Raw genomic sequence first — 17,513 nt, 5'->3', positions numbered from 1 at the left:
GGGTCTCAGCCCATCGAGCGGCGCGCCTGTTCCTCCGTGATGTTCGGGACCACCCGGAGTTCGTCGAGCGCGACCCGGCGGCCGGATTCGCTGCGGACCTCGACGTGCACCGGTTCGCCCGTGGTGTCGTCGGCGAGGTCGAGCGGACCGCCGCGGTCGCCCTGCAGGTACCGGTCCCCCCACTGCATCAGCGCGATCACCGCCGGCAACAGATCGCGCCCCTTGCCCGTGAGCGCGTACTCGTAGCGGGTGCGCTGCCCGGGCTCCTTGTACGGGCGCTTCTCGAACAGGCCTTCCGCCGTCAGTTCCCGCAGGCGTGCGGCCGCAACCGCCTCGGTGATGCCCACCCGCCCGGCGAAATCATCGAACCGCGTTGTCCCGTAGTAGGCCTCGCGCAGGATCAGCATCGCCGAGCGCGTGCCCACCATGTCCATGGCCTTCGCGATCGAACAGTGCGTGGCACGCCACGCGGTGCGATCGGAGAGGAAACCGTCGAGTCGTGCCGCCTGCATGCCCCCAACCTACCTGCTGACTTGCCAATTCCATAGCCAGGGGTCACACTCCTGGCTATGGAAAAGCAAAGTCAGCGATTCGGCGTGTTGCTCGCCGTCCTCGCCGGGGCACCGTTCGTCGCGAGCCTCGACCTCTTCGTCGTCAACGTCGCCCTCGACGACATCGCCTCGGACTTCTCCGGACCACCCCTCGCCCAACTCAGCTGGATTCTGAGCGGATATGCGATCGTCTACGCCGCCCTGCTGATTCCCGCGGGACGATGGGCCGACCGGGTCGGGCGGCGCCGCGCGTTCCTCGCCGGCCTCACCCTGTTCACCGCCGCCAGCGCCGCGTGCGCCCTCGCGCCGTCCCTGTGGACGCTGGTCGCGTTCCGCTCGGCGCAGGCCGCAGGTGCCGCGATCCTGACGCCGGCGAGCCTCGGACTGGTCATCGCCGCGCTGCCGGAGGAGCGCCGGGCATCCGGCGTCCGACTGTGGGCCGCGACCGGCGCCGCGGCGGCCGCCCTCGGCCCGGCACTCGGCGGCCTGATGGTGGCCGTGTCGTGGCGATGGATCTTCCTGATCAACCTCCCGATCGGCCTGGTCCTGCTGTGGGCGGCCGCGCGCACGGTCCCCGAGTCGCGTGATCCGCACCCCGTGCCCGTCGACGGGCCGGGCGCGACCCTGCTCGGGTTCGGGGTCGGCGCGGTCTCCCTCGCCCTGGTCCAGGGCCCGGACTGGGGGTGGACGCACGCCGGGACACTCACGGCCGCGAGCCTGGGTGCCGTCGCCCTCGCCTGGTTCGCCCGGCGCACGGTGCACCACGACAGCCCCCTGCTCGATCCCGCGATGCTCCGGGTGCGACCGTTCACCTGGTCGAACGTCACCGCGATCGCGTTCAGCGCGTCGTTCGCCGCGGGACTGCTCGCGAACATCCTGTGGATGCAGAACCAGTGGGGGTACTCGGCACTGCGCACCGGTCTCGCCATCGCGCCCGGACCGATGCTGGTCCCGGTGTTCGCCGTCGTCGGGCAGGTGCTGAGCCGGCGCCTGACGTCGGGCACGGTGGCCGCCCTCGGCAGCGCCCTGTGGGGCGTCGGGACCGTGCTCGTGCTCGCGGGTGTCGACACCGCACCCAACTATGCGACCGGGATGCTGCCCGGCTGGCTGATCGCCGGCGCCGGTGTCGGCCTGGCACTGCCGACGATCCTGTCGACGGCCGCCGCGGCGCTGCCACCCGCCCTCGGCGCGACCGGGAGCGCGGTCGTCAACACCGGTCGCCAACTCGGCAGCGTCCTCGGCATCGCGATCCTCGTCGCCGTCCTGGCGTCGTCCGGGTCCACCGCGGCATGGTGGGCGACCGCGGCGCTCGCCGCCGTCGGCGCACTCACCGCACTGGGCATGTCCCCCCACCCCAGCGGGCCGACAATGTCCGCGAAACCGATTACTGCACAGGAACTCTCGTCGTGATCCCATTCACCGGCATCGAACATGTCGTCGTCCGGCTCGATGCCCTGCCGCCGGGTTCAGCCCAGCCAGTCCCACACCGTCGACGGCGACAGCGGCAGCACCGTATCGGGCAGCCGGCTGCGCAGACCCCGGTCCGCGGTGACGACCGCGGTCATCGTGCCGGGAAGAGATGCCTGCCGGGCGAGTTCGTCGTCGCCGCTGCCGCCGGCGACGTGCACGGGGATCCGCGGGTCGGTGTGCCCGGCGCCGCGGGCCTGCCCCTCGAGCACGGCCTCGATCCTCGGTAGCCACCCGAAGCGGCCGTCCGGCAGTTCGATCGTGCGCGGCAACGCCTGCGCCAACTGCTCCAGCAGGTCGGTCGTCGCACCCGCACGATCACGCCACCATCCGTTCGGGCGGGAACCCAGCACGTTCGCGGTGTCGAGCAGCACCCGCACCTCACGGGTCCGCAGCCCCGGCCACGCGTCCGCGAATCCCGGGTGCAGCGGCAACTCCTCCACCTCGGCCTCCCGGACCCAGCGGAGTTCGGTGCTCTCCCCGTTCGGGACGAGTGACAGGACCTTCTCGGAGTCGGCGACGACCGTCGTGTACGTCCAGCCGCCCGCGACGGCCGCGGTGACCCGCTCGGCCCGCACCCGGACCGCGTCGACGTCGATACCGGTCTCCTCCTGCGCCTCGCGCACCGCGGCGTGGACCGTCGTCTCGTGGCTGTCGCGGGCACCGCCGGGCAGCGCCCACGTCCCGCCCTGATGGCTCCACGCCGCCCGATGCTGCAGCAGGACGGCCGCCGAACCGTCGGGCAGCGGCGCACGCAGCAACAGGCCCGCCGCGCCGTACCTGCCCCACTGCCGAACCCCGTCGGGCGTCGTCGCCCAGCCGTCTCCGTCACCGCGCATGAAGTGCCTCTCACCTGCCTGTCCGCCGAGCCTCGTGTCGCCCTCACACACCCCCAGGATGCCACCCCAGTATCGCCTGCAACATCGCGAAACGGCGGAACAACGCGTCGGCGAGACCTATATGCTCGGCAGCAGTCGAGCGGCGAACCGAGGATGAGGCCGTGGTGGTACCGGAGCGGGTGCATGCCCTGCGTGGCTTCATGCCGGTGCGCGCCCGCCAGATGTCGACCCGGGAGTTGCTCCGGGCCACCCCCGCACGCATGCTCCTCATCGGGATCGCCCTGCTGATCGCGACGCTCGTCGCCGGGATGGTCGCCTCGAACATCGCGAACCAGCGCAAACAGGCCCTGGACACGCTGCTGTCGACCACCGAACCGCTGGCCCGCTCGGCCCAGAACCTGTACGCGTCGCTGTCGCTCGCCGACGCCGCGGCCGCCACCGCGTTCCTGTCCGACGGCACCGAGTCCGGTGCTGCCCGCGACCGGTACGCGCAGGCACTCGGGACGGCGTCCGCCGAACTGGTCGCCACCTCGGACGAGCTGGGCGGAGACGACGAGGGCCGGCGCCTGCTCACCTCGATCGCCACGAAACTGCCGACGTACACGGGTCTGGTGGAGACCGCGCACGCCAACAGCCGGGTCGGCAACCCCGTCGGCGGCGCCTACCTGGCGGAGGCGTCGTCGCTGATGCAGGCGGAAATCCTGCCGTCGGCGCAGGCCCTGCACGCCGAACGCGCGGCGGAGGCCCGCGCCCCGCAGGCCGGATTCGGGCATCCCCCCTGGGCCGCGATCGGTGCGCTCGTGGCCCTGATCGCGGCACTCGTGGCGACGCAGGTCGTGCTGGCCCGCCGCACCCGCCGCACCCTCAACGCAGGACTGCTGTTCACGACGGTGGCACTGTCGGCGCTGCTGGTGTGGGTCCTCGGGGCCGGCATCGTCTCGGCGACGGCCGCGCACCGCGCCGTCCGGCAGGGCGCCGACCCGCTCGCGACCCTGTCCCAGGCCCGCATCCTCGGGCAGCAGGCGCGAGCCCAGGAGAACCTGCAACTGGTCCGCCGTGAGGAGAACGCCGTGCACGCGGCCCGGTTCCGTGACGACACCGACCGGCTGCGCGGCCTGCTCGACGACTATCCGCACACGGTCGGCTCCGACGAGGCCGCGGCGGCAGCGCAGGCGCTCGGCACGTGGGTGGCCTCGCATCAGCGCATGACCGATGCACTCGAGGTCGGCGACGTGGCGGTGGCCACCGCCACGATGGTCGGTACCGGCCCCGACTCGTCGGCAACACATGTCGACACCGTCGACGGATCCCTGGCCACCGCCGCCGACCGGGCGCGCGGCGAACTGCGCGACGACGTCGGATACGCGTCCCGGGTGCTGTCCGCGCTGGGGCCCGGTGCGGTGACGATCACCCTGATCGGTGCCGTCGGGATTCCGCTCGGGTTGTGGCCCCGACTGCGGGAGTACCAGTGACCGGCCGCGTGCGGGCCGGGGCGGTCGTGGCCGCGACGGTGGCCGCGGTCGTCGTCGGCGGATGCTCGGCGCCGCCCGGACCGTCGATCGCGCCACCTGCGGGCCCGTACTACACGGCCCCGCAACCGGAGGGGGCGACGGTCGTCCCCCCGACGTCGCCGCCACCGCGCCCCGTCGACTGCCACGAGCCGACCGCGAGCCTGCGGCCGTTCCCCGACGGGGAGCGTCCCACCGGCCCCACCGTCGACGCGATCCGGGCCCGGGGCCGGCTGATCGTGGGTATCGACACCGGCAGCAACCTCATGAGTTTCCGGGCCCCGGCGACCGGCACCGTCGAGGGCTTCGACGTCGACGTCGCCCGCGAGATCGCACGTGATCTGCTGGGCAGCCCCGACGCCGTCGACTTCCGGATCCTGCCGTACACCGAACGTGAGCACGCACTGTCCGACGGTGTCGTCGACATCGTCGCCAAGACCATGTCCATCACGTGCGAGCGCCGGGAGCACATCGACTTCTCCTCGGTGTACTACATTGCCCACCAACGCATTCTGACGGTCGACGGCTACCCCATCGGAGGGGTCGGCGACCTGGCGGGCAAACGGGTGTGCGTCGGCGACGGTACGACGTCGCTCGACCGGATCCGGGCGCTGCAACCGGCCGCGGTCGTCGTGTCGGCACCGATGTGGGCGGACTGCCTGGTGATGCTGCAGCAACGGCAGGTGGATGCGATCACCACCGACGACACACTGCTCGCCGGGCTGTCGACGCAGGACCCGTACACGCGCATCGTCGGCGGCAGCCTCGGCGACGAACCGTACGGCATCGGGATCGCACACCATCACGACGACCTGGTGCGGGCCGTCAACGGCACCCTCGACCGGATCCGCCGGGACGGCACGTGGGAGCAGCTCTACCAGCGGTGGCTCACCGTCCTGGGGCCGGCACCCACCCCGCCGGCCGCGACGTACCGGAACTGAGAGGGTGCCATGACCGACGACGGAACGGATCCCGGGGACCTCGTCCACACGCAGGCCACCGGCCTCGGCGACGAGCCGATCGCGACCGCCGCGCAGGAGATCGTTCCCAGCACCGGCCGCCGTGCCCGCACCCAGCGGGTCCGCACCCGGCGACTGCTCGGCGGCGGACTCGTCGAGGTTCCCCCGGTTCCGGCCCGCGACCCGCAGTCCGTGGTGCTCACCGACCCGGAGGTCCCCGAACGGCGGCGTTTCTGCTGGAAGTGCGGCGCACCGGTGGGCCGCGGCACCGACGACGGTCCCGGGGCGACGTCCGGACTCTGCCCGAACTGCGGGTCGCGGTTCGAGTTCTCGCCGCTGCTGCAGCCGGGCACCGTCGTCGCGGGCCAGTACGAGGTACAGGGCTGCATCGCGCACGGCGGGCTGGGCTGGATCTATCTGGCGATCGACCGCAACGTCGACGACCGGTGGGTGGTACTCAAGGGGCTGCTCCAACTCGGTGACACCGAATCGCGTGCCGTGGCCGTCGCCGAACGCCAGTTCCTGGCCGAGATGGAGCATCCGAGCATCGTCAAGATCTACAACTTCGTCGAGTCGCGCCGACAGGCGGACCTGACCGCGAGCTACCTCGTGATGGAGTACGTGGGCGGCAGCTCGCTGCGGGAGATCCTCGCCCGGTACCGGCGGCCGGAGCGGATGCCCGTCGACGAGGCCGTCGCCTACATCCTCGAGATCCTTCCCGCCCTCGAGTACCTGCATTCGATCGGGTTGGCGTACAACGATCTCAAGCCGGACAACATCATGGTGACCGACGAGCAGATGAAACTGATCGACCTGGGCGCGGTGGCACCTTTCGAGAGTTACGGATACCTGTACGGCACCCCGGGATTCCAGGCCCCGGAGATCACCGAGACCGGGCCGACGGTCGCATCCGACATCTACGGTGTCGGACGGACCCTCGCGGCGTTGACGTTGAATCTGCCGGCCGCCGACGGGCATTACGCGGACGGGTTGCCGTCGGCCGAGCAGTCCCCGGTGCTCGCCGAGTACGGCTCGTTCCACCGACTGCTGCTGCGGGCCACCGACCCCGACCCGCGGCGCCGCTTCCGGTCGGCGACCGAGATCGCCGGGCAGCTCGGCGGGGTGCTGCGGGAGATCGTCTCCCGTCGATCCGACCGGGATCATCCGGCCCTGTCGACGATGTTCACCCGGCAGCGCTCCGTGTTCGGGTCGGACGAGGTGGTCGAGCAGACCGACGTGTTCGCCGACGGGATCGAACGCGACCGCAAACTCAACGCCCGTCGGGTCGCGGCGGCGCTCGCGGTCCCGCTCGTCGACGCCGACGATCCGGGCGCACCGCTCGTCAATTCCGCGGCGCACAGCGATGCGCGGGTGACGCTCGACGTGCTCGACCGGTCCCGCGCGGACCGGGACGACGACACCCCCGAATCCCCGGAACTCGTGCTCGCGGAGGTGCGCGCACACCTCGACCTCGGGGACGCCCGTCGCGCACGCGCACTGCTTCAGCCGCTGGGGGCGGCGCACCCGTACGACTGGCGGATCGAGTGGTACTCGGGCATCGCATCGCTCATCGCGGACGACATCCCTTCCGCCCGAGACTCGTTCGACGCGGTCGACGCGGCACTGCCCGGCGAGCTCTCCCCCAAGCTCGCGCTGGGCGCCACCGCCGAACTGCTGCTCGCCGCGGACGGCGGTCAGGACACCGACCGGTGGCGGCGTTCGGCGACCGAGAACTACCGCACGGTGTGGCAGATGGACCGCAACATCGTCAGCGCCGCGTTCGGGCTGGCGCGTTGCCTGTCCGCCGACGGCGACGTGCACGGGGCCGTCACGGCCCTCGACCAGGTGCCCACCGGGTCCCGCAGCTACGGGGTGGCCCGGATGACCGCGGTCCTGACGTACCTGTCGGTGCGGCCGATCGGGTCGATCGACGAGGCCACGCTGCGCGAGTGCGCGAGCCGCATCGACGCCCTGCCGCACAAGGAGATCCGGCGCCCGCAGATGCGGACCGTGGTGCTGGGGACCGCGCTGCAATGGCTGCTCGCCGGCCACACCTCCACCACGGCACGCGAGCCGCTGCTCGGTGTCCCCTTCACCGAGCGCGGCCTGCGTGCCGGTACCGAGGCCGCACTGCGTGCGATGGCGCGCGGCGCCCCCACCGCCGCGCACCGCTACACGCTCGTCGATCTCGCGAACGTCGTGCGGCCCCGGAGCCTGTTCTGACCGGTGGCCCGTTCCGGCCGGGTGTCAGACGCTCGCCGACTCCTTCGCCTCCGACGCCTTGCCGCCGTGCCCCCACCCGACGTGGGCCTCGGCCCGGATCTGCTCGACCATGTGCGGGTAGTGCAACTCGAACGCCGGACGCTCCGACCGGATCCGGGGCAGTTCGGTGAAGTTGTGCCGCGGCGGCGGGCAGCTGGTGGCCCACTCGAGGGAGTTGCCGTAGCCCCACGGATCGTCGACGGTGACGACCTGGCCGTACCGGTAGCTCTTGAACACGTTCCACAGGAACGGCAGCGTCGACGCACCGAGCACGAACGAGCCGATCGTCGAGAACGTGTTGAGCGTGGTGAACCCGTCGGTGGGCAGGTAGTCGGCGTAGCGGCGGGGCATGCCCTGGGTGCCCAGCCAGTGCTGGACGAGGAACGTGGCGTGGAAGCCGACGAACGTGGTCCAGAAGTGCCACTTGCCGAGACGCTCGTCCATCATCCGGCCCGTCATCTTCGGGAACCAGAAGTAGATGCCGGCGTACGTCGCGAACACGATGGTGCCGAACAGCACGTAGTGGAAGTGCGCGACGACGAAGTACGAGTCGGTGACGTGGAAGTCGATCGGCGGGCTCGCGAGGAGCACACCCGACAGGCCACCGAACAGGAACGTCACCAGGAAGCCGACCGAGAAGAGCATCGGCGACTCGAACGTCAACTGGCCACGCCACATGGTGCCGATCCAGTTGAAGAACTTCATCCCGGTCGGGACCGCGATGAGGAACGTCATGAACGAGAAGAACGGCAGCAGCACCGCTCCCGTGGCGTACATGTGGTGCGCCCACACCGCGATCGACAGCGCCGCGATACCGATCGTCGCGTACACCAGACCGCTGTAACCGAAGATCGGCTTCCGCGAGAACACCGGGAAGATCTCCGAGACGATACCGAAGAACGGCAACGCGATCACGTACACCTCGGGGTGACCGAAGAACCAGAACAGGTGCTGCCACAACATGACCCCACCGGTGGCCGGGTCGAAGATGTGCGCGCCCAGGTTCCGGTCCACCCACAGTCCGATCAGTGCCGCCGCGAGCAGCGGGAACACGAACAGGATCAGCAGTGACGTCACGAGAATGTTCCACGTGAAGATCGGCATCCGGAACATCGTCATACCGGGTGCGCGCAGGCACACGATGGTGGTGATGAAGTTGACCGCGCCGAGGATCGTGCCGACACCGCCGAGTGTCAGGCCGATGATCCACAGGTCCGCCCCCAGGCCGGGGGCGTGCACCGAATTCGACAGCGGCACATAGGCGGTCCACCCGAAGTCGGCGGCACCACCGGGGGTGACGAAGCCGGCCGTCGCGATGAGACCACCGAACAGGTACAACCAGTAGCTGAACGCGTTCAGCCGCGGGAACGCCACGTCCGGCGCACCGATCTGCAGCGGCAGAATGTAATTCGCGAAACCGAACACGACCGGCGTCGCATACAGCAGCAGCATGATCGTGCCGTGCATCGTGAACAGCTGGTTGAACTGCTCGTTCGACAGGAACTGCAGACCCGGGACCGCGAGCTCGGTCCGCATCAGCAGCGCCATGAGACCGCCGACGAGGAAGAAGGCGAACGCGGTGACCAGGTACATGATCCCGAGCACCTTGGGATCGGTGGTCGTGATCATCTTGTGGATGAACGACCCCTTGGACGCGGCTGCACCACGGCGGGCGGGCATCGGCCGCGACGCCGTCGGCGTGCGTGGTGGAGCGAGATCGATCTCGGGGTTGGCAACCATACCGGACATGGTCGGACGTCCGAGGGTTCCGCGGCGAGGGGACAAAGTCCCGTCACCATCGGCCGACCGTCCCCGATTCGCCGGAATCGGGTCGGTGGCGTCGAATCTCGTGCGACGACACGAGTTCGACCGTGACGGCCACCACGTTACCGCCCGTCGCGCATAATCGGCACCCATGAATGATTCGGAATTTCCGGACGTCCGGTGGGGGTCGGAGAACAGTCCCCTGCGCCGCCCCGGCATCGCGTTCGCAGCGACCCGGCTCGGATCGTGGACGATCCGCAATCTCGCCGGCGTGGACCGGCGGCTACTCGAACGCAGCAAGGGCCGGTTCACCGTGCTCGGCCCGATCGGGGCACCCACCGTGCTGCTCAACACGATCGGCCGCAAGTCCGGGCAGCGTCGCACCAGCCCGCTGCTCTACATTCGCGACGGCCACCGACTGGTCGTCGTCGGCAGCAACTTCGGGCAGGCCCACCACCCGGCGTGGACCGCGAACCTGATCGCGCAACCGGAAGCGAGCGTGACGATGGCCGGCGACGACATTCCCGTCCTCGCCACCCTCGTCACCGACGACGAGAAAGACCGGCTGTACACCCGGTTCGTCGACCTCGCCGGCGCCTACGGCGTGTACCAGGGCCGCACCGACCGCGACATCCGAATGTTCGTGCTCACCCGCCGCTGATCCACTTGCCTGTGTGGCCGAATGTCACATCGGTTCAGTTGGACTGAACGCATGTGACATTCGGCCACACAGTGGGGTCAGACGACCTCGGCGGTGCCGAGATCAGACGACCGACGGCCGGTCGATGTTCGACACGTCCGCGCCGGCCGTCTCGAGTCGGGTGAACAGTTCGTCGGTGCCGTAGCGGGATGCGAACTGCAGTTCGGTGTCGGTGATGGGGACGGCCTGCAGCCACGTGTCCACGGCGTCGTCGTGTTCGACGAGGATCTCGAGGTCGGCCCAGATGAACGGGACGACGAGCAGCACGTGCCGGGTGGACCGGCCGGGGTCGGCGTCGTGGACAGCGTTGGGGACGACGGTGTTCGGGGTGACGTGCAGCGATCCGGCTGCGACGTGGAACGCGCACCGGGCGAGGATGTCGGACATGGTCCGGTAGTCGGCGCGGCCGACGGTGATCAGTTCGGTGCGGATCGGCCGGCCGTCGTCGGTGGTGACGTTGGTCGGGAACCGTGCCGTGTCCAGCGTCGCGTACGACGCGTACCCCGGGCCGGGGCAGCCGTCGCCGACCGCGACCGCCACCTCGTCCGGATCCTCCCCGTCCGCGTCGGGGGCGACCGGCGCCCGGAACCGCAGCACCTGGGGTGTTCCTCCGAACACCTCGGCGATGCGGCGTGCTGCGTCCCGGGCTTCTTCGCTGGCTTCCATGGGAAACGAGCCTAGAGGGTGGTCCTCGACGGCTCGTCTCCTGTCACCCCAGTGCGCGCAGGCGCGGTGCGAGGTCGCGTTCGAACAGGTCGAGGAACCGCTTCTGGTCGTGGCCGGGGGCGTGGAACACCAGGTGGTTGAGGCCGGCGTCGAGGTAGGGCTTGATCTGTTCGACGGCGGCGTCGGGGTCGGATGCGACGATCCACCGCTTGGCGACCTGCTCGATCGGGAGGGCGTCGGCGGCGGCCTCCATCTCGATGGGGTCGTCGATGCTGTGCTTCTGCTCGGCCGTGAGCGACAGCGGCGCCCAGAACCGGGTGTTCTCCAGTGCCGCGGCCGGGTCGGTGTCGTACGAGATCTTGATCTCGATCATCCGGTCGATGGCGGCGACGTCGCGTCCCGTCTTGTCGGCGCCTTCGCGCACGGCGGGCATCAGCTTCTCGGTGTACAGGTCCATGCCCTTGCCGGACGTGCAGATGAAGCCGTCACCGGCGCGGCCCGCGTAGCGGGCGACGACGGGGCCGCCGGCCGCGATGTAGACGGGGATGCCGCCGGAGGGGACGTCGTAGATGGAGGCGCCCTTGGTGCGGTAGTACTGGCCCTCGAAGTCGACGCGGTCCCCGGTCCACAGCTCGCGCATCAGCTGCACCGACTCCCGCAGCCGCGCGAACCGCTCCTTGAACTCGGGCCACTCGCCCTGGAAGCCGGTCGCGATCTCGTTGAGCGCCTCGCCGGTGCCGACACCGAGCATGACGCGTCCCGGGTACAGGCAGCCCATCGTCGCGAACGCCTGCGCCACGACCGCCGGGTTGTAGCGGAACGTCGGCGTCATCACCGACGTGCCGAGTTGCAGCCGCCGGGTGCGTTCCCCGACCGCCGTCATCCACGCGATCGAGAACGGGGCGTGCCCTCCGTTGTGCCGCCACGGCTGGAAATGGTCACTGACGGTGACGCTGTCGAGGCCGTGTTCCTCGGCCATCACCCCCAGCTCGACCAGATCACGCGGACCGAACTGCTCCGCGGACGCCTTCAACCCCAACTTCAGTGCCTGTGCCACCGGTTCTCCGATCGTCTACCCGATTCGATTGGTTCGAGTATGCCCGCCGCCGGGACCCGGATGTGGGTCGCGTCTCACTCGTGGTCGGTCGCCAGATGCGGGTCCGGTTTCCAGTCGTAGACGACGGACGTCCGCAGTGCGATGTCCTGCAGGGACCGCCGACGCGGGTCGACGGCCACCCAGGCCAGCCCGAAACCGCACAGCACGCACAGCACGGCGCGGGCCGCGCACCGCGGCCATCGCACCAGCCGCCCGCTCCGACCGACCAGCCGCAGTCCCATCGCGACGGCCCCGATCGTGCGACCGTTCGTCGTCCAGCACACCGTCAGGTAGGCGACGGACAGGACGACGAACGTGGTGGCCGACAGCAGGAACTGGGCCTGCGGGAATCGGAACTCCTGCGGCGAGAACAACAATCGGGTGAACGTGAGCCCCACGTAGATCACCCCCATCAGAAACAACACCACCCCGATGTCGATCAGGGCCGCGATCCCTCGGGTGACGATGCCGGCCGGCCGGTGTTCGGGGTCGGACCTCGCGGGAGTGCTCACTCGGCGCCGCCGTCGCGGCCGAACAGGCGTCCGACGAACCCGGAGACGGCGTCGTCGGCGGCCATACCCTGCGCCCGCGCGCCCCGCACCGCCTCGGTGGACATGGTGCTGGTGGATTCGCGGATGATCCGCTGCAGATCGACACCGTCGATCACCTGATTCGACAATCCGACCAGGTCGATACGCGCGATGATCCGCTGCAGATCGACACCGTCGGCGATCGCATCCACGTCCACGCGGTCCAGGATCGGGGCGATGTCGACCTTCGCAGCGATGTCGTCGACGTCCACCCGGTCGACGATGCGGTCGATGTCGACGGTGGCGACGATCCCGTCGATGTCGATCCGGTCCACGATCCGTGTCAGGTCGACACCCTCGACGATCGCGTCCAGATCGACGTGGTCGCGGACGACGGCCGTGAGGTCCACCTCGGTGAGTGCGACGGCCACCACCTTGCGCAACACGACCCGCAGGACGGCGTCGACGGTCGTTGCCGCGGCTCGGACCGCGGTGTCACCGCGGGTCTCGAGCGCGGCGATCCCGTCCCCGACCACCGGCAGTCGGGACGCGGCATCGAGTGCGGTGCTCGCGGCGGACCGGGCGCTGTCACCGACGAGCGCGACGAATCCGGCGATCACCCGCACCGGGTCGGGAGTTCGGTTGCCGTCCATACCGACATCCAAGACTCTGCGGGCACGAATGTCGATATTCGATCCCGGTCGTGTCCGCGATCGCCACCGCACGCTCCCGCTCGACCTCTATGCTGAGGCGAACATCATTCAGCCCTAATGCAATTCACGCCGATTCGGCGGGAGGTGCGCGATGAGACGCTTCGGTGCGATTCTCGCGATGGTCGGAATACTCGTGCTCGCAACACCCGGTGGTACGGCCACCGCGCAGGCGGCGCCGTCACCCGTCGGGTCCGTCACGGGCACCACGGTGGTGAGCGATCGGGTGACGCGGGTGTCGGTGTTCTCGCCGTCGATGGGCCGCGTCGTCACGAGCGACGTCATCCATCCGGCCGGCGGCGGACCGGCACCCACGTTCTATCTGCTCACCGGCATCACCGGCGGCGAGGACGGCGTCTCGTGGTTCAACAACACGAACGTCACCCAGTTCTTCGCCGACAAGCACGTCAACGTGGTGCTGCCGGTCGGCGGCGCGTTCTCGATGTACACCGACTGGGTCGCCGACGACCCGGTGCTGGGCCGCAACCAGTGGCAGACGTTCCTCACCCGGGAACTGCCGCCGGTGATCGATCGTATGTTCGGGACGACGGGTGTCAACGCGATCGGCGGGGTGTCGATGGCGGCCGGCCCGGTCCTCGACCTCGCGATCCAGGCGCCCGACGTGTACCGGGCCGTCGGGTCGTACAGCGGCTGCGCGGGCACGAGCAGTCCGGGCGGGCAGGCGATGGTGCGGTCGATGGTGGAGTTGCGCGGCGGCGGCAACGTGAACAACATGTGGGGTCCCGGCGGCGGCCCGCTGTGGGTGCAGCACGACCCGCTGGTGCAGGCGGAAGGCCTGCGCGGCAAGGCGTTGTATCTGTCCGCGGCGTCCGGGGTGCCCGGCGCGATCGACCAGCTCGACCCGAGGTGGGCGCTGCCGCAGGCCATCGGCGGCGGAGTGGTTGAGGCCGTCACCGACAACTGCACCCGCATGATGGACACCCGGCTGCGGTCGCTCGGCATTCCCGCGACCGTCGTGTACCGCGACGTCGGCGGGCACACGTGGGGTGTGTTCGAGGCGGAGATGCGGGATTCGTGGGCCGTGATCGGCCCGGCGATCGGAGCGTGACGGTGAGTGGCAGCTGGACCTACCTCATGGACATGGACGGGGTTCTCGTCCGCGAGGAACACATCGTTCCCGGCGCCGACACCTTCCTGGCCGAATTGCAGGACGCGGCAACACCGTTCGTCGTGCTGACCAACAACTCGATCCGCACACCCCGGGACCTGCGGGCCCGGTTGCTGCGCAGCGGACTCGACATCCCCGAGGAGTCGATCTGGACGTCGGCGCTGGCGACGGCGACGTTCCTGAAGAATCAACGTCCGGGCGGAAGCGCCTACGTGGTGGGCGAATCCGGGCTCACCACCGCACTGCACGAGATCGGCTACGTCCTCACCGACAGCGACCCCGACTACGTCGTGCTCGGGGAGACCCGCACGTACTCGTTCGAGGCGATCACCACCGCGATCCGGCTCGTCGAACGCGGCGCCCGGTTCATCGCCACCAACCCGGACGCCACCGGACCGTCGCGGGAGGGATCGCTGCCGGCGACCGGGGCGATCGCCGCCCTCATCACCCGCGCCACCGGCCGGGAGCCGTACTACGTGGGCAAACCGAATCCGCTGATGATGCGGTCGGCACTGCGCGCGATCGGCGCGCACTCGGAGACGACGCTCATGATCGGGGATCGGATGGACACCGACGTCGTGTCCGGTCTCGAGGCCGGACTGCAGACGATCCTGGTACTCACCGGCATCTCCACCCGTGCCACCGTCGAGGCGTTCCCCTACCGCCCGACGCTGGTGCTCGAGTCGGTCGCCGACCTGGTGGGGCGCACCTCCGACCCGTTCGGCTGATCTCCGCACATCACCACGGTGCCGTCGTCGACGACGCGGGCGCCGCACGGCCGCAACCGGTCCGGCAGGTCGACGGGATTGTGGTGGCCGAGATGCACGGCGATCACGTCGGTGCGGTCGGTGACGGCACCGACGTCCCGGAGCGCCGCGAGGGCCTGCCCGAACGTGTGCAGGTCGAGGTGGTCGGGTGCGTGGTCGAGCAGATCCCCGAAGGTCTCCTCGAGGAACACCGTGTCGTATCCGGCGCCGCGCACCTGTTCGAGGGCGTTCGACAGGAAAGGGCCGGTGTCCGTGGCCCACAACAGTTTCCGTCCGGCCCGGTCGGACACCTCGTACAGCACGCAGTCCCCGTCGCGCTGCACGCGATGCGCGGCACCCAGAACCCGCACCCGGTACCCGCCCCGGTCGACGACGTCACCGGGCGCGACGGGAATCCAGCGGACCGGACCATCGGGACCGACCCAGTCCCGGCACAGATCGAGCGCCTCCGACGGGCCGATCACGTCCAGTGGCGCGCCGGTCACCCACGACCGCATCAGCAGCGCCATCGGCCCGACATGGTCGGGGTGGGCGTGGGTGAGCAGCAGGTGCCGCACCCCGGACAGGGATCGTCCGGCCCGCAGCGCGGATCGGGGCGCCTCGTGGCCGCAGTCGAGGAGCAGGACGTCGTCGACGAGGGCCGCGGTCTGGGCGCGGATCTGCCCGCGCGCCAGCATGATCCGGCACGAGTCGCAGTCGCAGAACGGGTTGGGCCAGCCGTCGGCGGCGCCGGTGCCGAGCAGTACGACCTCCATCAGAGGCCCGCGACCGGCAGCACCACCGGGCCGCCCGGCCGGTCGAGGACCTCCACCCGCGCCCCGTACACGGCGCCGATCCGGTCCGCGGTGAGCACCTCGGCCGGCGTGCCGTCCGCGACGACACCGCCGCCTGAGAGCATCACGATCCGGCGTCCGTACTGGCCGGCGAGGGTGAGGTCGTGCATCGCCGCGACCACCGTCAATCCGTCGGACGCCTGCAGCGACCGCACCAGGTCCAGAACCTGCTGCTGGTGGCCGATGTCGAGGGCGCTGGTCGGTTCGTCGAGCAGCAGGACCCGCGGCTGCTGGGCGAGGGCCCGGGCCAGCACCACCCGCTGCAGCTCGCCACCGGACAGGGCGGTGGCCGGCCGGGACGCCAACTCCCGCAGGTCGAGCCGGTCGAGCAGGTCGTCGACGATCGCCAGGTCGGTGGCGGTCTCGGTGCCGAACCGCGGCACGTGCGGGGTGCGGCCGAGCAGGATCAGTTCCCGCACGCCCACCCCGTCGGGGACGATCGGCCGCTGCGCCATCAACGCCACCGACCGGGCCATGATCCGGCGCGGTGTGCGGGCCGGATCGCGGCCGTCGACGGTGACCGTCCCGGTCGCCGGCACCAGACCGGCGAGGGCGTGCAGCAGGGTGGTCTTGCCGGCCCCGTTGGGTCCGACGACCGCCACCCACTCCCCCGGCGTCACCGTGAGGTCGACACCGTCCAGGACGACGGCGCGCCCCCTGTCGACGTGCAGGCCCGCGGCTGTGACGATGCACCGCCCCGCGGTGGTGATCACGATGCCGTCCGGGCTCTGCGCAGCACCAGCAGGAAGAACGGGGCACCGATCGCGGCGGTGACCACCCCGATCGGCAGTTCCGCGGGCGCGGTCAGGGTGCGGGCGAGGACGTCGGCGGACACCAGGAACGCGGCACCGAGCAGCAGGGACAGCGGCAGCAGCAGCCGGTGCCCGGGGCCGACGACGAGCCGGATCGCGTGCGGCACCACGATGCCCACGAACCCGATGAGCCCGCTGACCGACACCACCGCGGCGGTGCCGAGGGTTGCGGCCGCCACCAGCGTCAGCCGCACCCGGGTGGGGTGCACGCCGAGGGACGCCGCCTCGGTGTCCCCGACCGCCATCACGTCGAGGACCCGGCGGTGCAGGGCGATCACGACGGTCGCGACCAGCACGTACGGCAGCACCATCACGACCTGCGTCCAGCCGTCGGTGGCGAGCCGGCCGAGGAGCCAGTTGTACACCTGCCGCAGGGTGTCGTCGTGCCGTTGCTGCAGGAACGTCTGGGCGGCGTTCGCGAACGCGGCGACCGCGACACCGGCGAGGATGATCACCACCTCGCTGCGGGCACCACCGACACCGCGGCCGAGCAGGTAGGTGACGGTCACCGCGAGCACACCGCCGACGAACGCGGCCGCCGGAATCCCGAACGTGCCCAGTGCCAGCCCGGACACGATCGCCGCGGTCGCGCCGAGTCCGGCGCCGCTCGAGACGCCGAGCAGGAACGGGTCGGCGAGCGGGTTGCGGAACACCCCCTGGTAGGCGGCGCCGGCGAGCGCGAGCATCGCTCCGACCACCGCGCCGAGCACCACCCGCGGCAGCCGGATCTGCCACAGGATCGCGTGCTGCTGAGACGTGAGCCCCGAGTCGACGTCGATGCCGGGCACGGCGTCCAGGAGATCGAGGAACACCCCGCGGGCCGTCAACCCGGCCGGGCCGACGGTGATCCCGACGGCCAGGGCCGCCAGTAGCAGGAGCGCGGCGGCGCCGACGACGACGGCCCGCCGGGTGGTCGTCAC

General features: G+C 70.5%; 17 protein-coding genes. 7 read left to right on the top strand and 10 right to left on the bottom strand.

The features are described from left to right. Nucleotides 1-5: 5 nt before the first annotated feature. Entirely contained in the window at nucleotides 6-512 is a 507-nt protein-coding gene (locus tag E0497_RS06885; protein ID WP_137724038.1) for a winged helix-turn-helix transcriptional regulator, read from the bottom strand. 57 nt (nucleotides 513-569) lie between these two features. On the opposite strand from E0497_RS06885, the gene E0497_RS06880 reads away from it, so the two are divergent. Next, a complete protein-coding gene (locus tag E0497_RS06880) occupies nucleotides 570-1,961 on the top strand; it encodes an MFS transporter (protein WP_137724037.1) in 1,392 nt (463 codons plus the stop codon). Nucleotides 1,962-2,017: 56 nt separating this feature from the next. Here the strand turns inward: E0497_RS06880 and E0497_RS06875 are convergent, their stop codons facing one another. After that, nucleotides 2,018-2,857: an NUDIX hydrolase gene (locus tag E0497_RS06875; protein WP_137724036.1), complete on the bottom strand. Its 840-nt coding sequence runs from the start codon at nucleotides 2,855-2,857 to the stop codon at nucleotides 2,018-2,020. A gap of 161 nt (nucleotides 2,858-3,018) precedes the next feature. On the opposite strand from E0497_RS06875, the gene E0497_RS06870 reads away from it, so the two are divergent. The 3 genes from E0497_RS06870 to E0497_RS06860 are packed head-to-tail and all read left to right on the top strand — an operon-like array spanning nucleotide 3,019 to nucleotide 7,547. Then, entirely contained in the window at nucleotides 3,019-4,329 is a 1,311-nt protein-coding gene (locus E0497_RS06870) for a hypothetical protein (protein ID WP_137724035.1), read from the top strand. Beyond that, the gene (locus E0497_RS06865; RefSeq protein ID WP_241665754.1) at nucleotides 4,326-5,306 is read left to right on the top strand and encodes a glutamate ABC transporter substrate-binding protein; all 981 of its coding nucleotides are present in this window, start codon (nucleotides 4,326-4,328) and stop codon (nucleotides 5,304-5,306) included. The genes E0497_RS06870 and E0497_RS06865 overlap by 4 nt, the downstream gene beginning before the upstream one ends. A gap of 9 nt (nucleotides 5,307-5,315) precedes the next feature. Further along, nucleotides 5,316-7,547 (top strand): serine/threonine-protein kinase, encoded by a 2,232-nt coding sequence (locus tag E0497_RS06860; RefSeq protein ID WP_137724033.1) that lies wholly within the window; start codon nucleotides 5,316-5,318, stop codon nucleotides 7,545-7,547. Between the two features lie 24 nt (nucleotides 7,548-7,571). Here the strand turns inward: E0497_RS06860 and ctaD are convergent, their stop codons facing one another. Next, nucleotides 7,572-9,326, bottom strand: a complete 1,755-nt coding sequence (gene ctaD / locus E0497_RS06855; RefSeq protein ID WP_137724032.1) for an aa3-type cytochrome oxidase subunit I — start codon at nucleotides 9,324-9,326, stop codon at nucleotides 7,572-7,574. 175 nt (nucleotides 9,327-9,501) lie between these two features. Between ctaD and E0497_RS06850 the strand changes: the two genes are divergently transcribed. Then, nucleotides 9,502-10,011, top strand: a complete 510-nt coding sequence (locus E0497_RS06850; RefSeq protein WP_137724031.1) for a nitroreductase/quinone reductase family protein — start codon at nucleotides 9,502-9,504, stop codon at nucleotides 10,009-10,011. A 102-nt stretch (nucleotides 10,012-10,113) separates the two neighbouring features. Here the strand turns inward: E0497_RS06850 and E0497_RS06845 are convergent, their stop codons facing one another. The 4 genes from E0497_RS06845 to E0497_RS06830 form a co-directional block, all read right to left on the bottom strand. After that, entirely contained in the window at nucleotides 10,114-10,716 is a 603-nt protein-coding gene (locus E0497_RS06845; RefSeq protein ID WP_137724030.1) for a suppressor of fused domain protein, read from the bottom strand. A 43-nt stretch (nucleotides 10,717-10,759) separates the two neighbouring features. After that, nucleotides 10,760-11,773, bottom strand: coding sequence for a glucose-6-phosphate dehydrogenase (coenzyme-F420) (fgd, locus tag E0497_RS06840; protein WP_137724029.1), 1,014 nt, complete (start codon nucleotides 11,771-11,773; stop codon nucleotides 10,760-10,762). A 74-nt stretch (nucleotides 11,774-11,847) separates the two neighbouring features. After that, nucleotides 11,848-12,324, bottom strand: coding sequence for an RDD family protein (locus tag E0497_RS06835; protein ID WP_137724028.1), 477 nt, complete (start codon nucleotides 12,322-12,324; stop codon nucleotides 11,848-11,850). Continuing rightward, a complete protein-coding gene (locus tag E0497_RS06830; RefSeq protein WP_137724027.1) occupies nucleotides 12,321-12,995 on the bottom strand; it encodes a hypothetical protein in 675 nt (224 codons plus the stop codon). Before E0497_RS06830 ends, E0497_RS06835 begins: the two co-directional genes overlap by 4 nt. Nucleotides 12,996-13,146: 151 nt before the next feature. Here E0497_RS06830 and E0497_RS06825 point away from each other — a divergent pair, with 151 nt between their 5' ends. Continuing rightward, nucleotides 13,147-14,121, top strand: coding sequence for an alpha/beta hydrolase (locus E0497_RS06825; RefSeq protein WP_137724026.1), 975 nt, complete (start codon nucleotides 13,147-13,149; stop codon nucleotides 14,119-14,121). A gap of 26 nt (nucleotides 14,122-14,147) precedes the next feature. Further along, nucleotides 14,148-14,909: an HAD-IIA family hydrolase gene (locus tag E0497_RS06820; protein WP_137724091.1), complete on the top strand. Its 762-nt coding sequence runs from the start codon at nucleotides 14,148-14,150 to the stop codon at nucleotides 14,907-14,909. Here the strand turns inward: E0497_RS06820 and E0497_RS06815 are convergent. The 3 genes from E0497_RS06815 to E0497_RS06805 are packed head-to-tail and all read right to left on the bottom strand — an operon-like array spanning nucleotide 14,840 to nucleotide 17,513. Continuing rightward, complete coding sequence (locus E0497_RS06815) at nucleotides 14,840-15,703, bottom strand: MBL fold metallo-hydrolase (RefSeq protein ID WP_137724025.1); 864 nt, start codon at nucleotides 15,701-15,703, stop codon at nucleotides 14,840-14,842. The two genes, E0497_RS06820 and E0497_RS06815, sit on opposite strands and share 70 nt — an antisense overlap. Then, nucleotides 15,703-16,497 (bottom strand): ABC transporter ATP-binding protein, encoded by a 795-nt coding sequence (locus E0497_RS06810; RefSeq protein WP_421958316.1) that lies wholly within the window; start codon nucleotides 16,495-16,497, stop codon nucleotides 15,703-15,705. The genes E0497_RS06815 and E0497_RS06810 overlap by 1 nt, the downstream gene beginning before the upstream one ends. After that, on the bottom strand, nucleotides 16,491-17,513 hold the full coding sequence (locus E0497_RS06805) for a FecCD family ABC transporter permease (protein ID WP_137724024.1): 1,023 nt from the start codon (nucleotides 17,511-17,513) through the stop codon (nucleotides 16,491-16,493). The genes E0497_RS06810 and E0497_RS06805 overlap by 7 nt, the downstream gene beginning before the upstream one ends.

The sequence above is a fragment of the Prescottella subtropica genome, assembly GCF_005434945.1.
GTDB lineage: Bacteria > Actinomycetota > Actinomycetes > Mycobacteriales > Mycobacteriaceae > Prescottella > Prescottella subtropica.
Note: the sequence above shows the minus strand (reverse complement) of the source record. Positions and strands in the feature narration are given on the sequence as shown.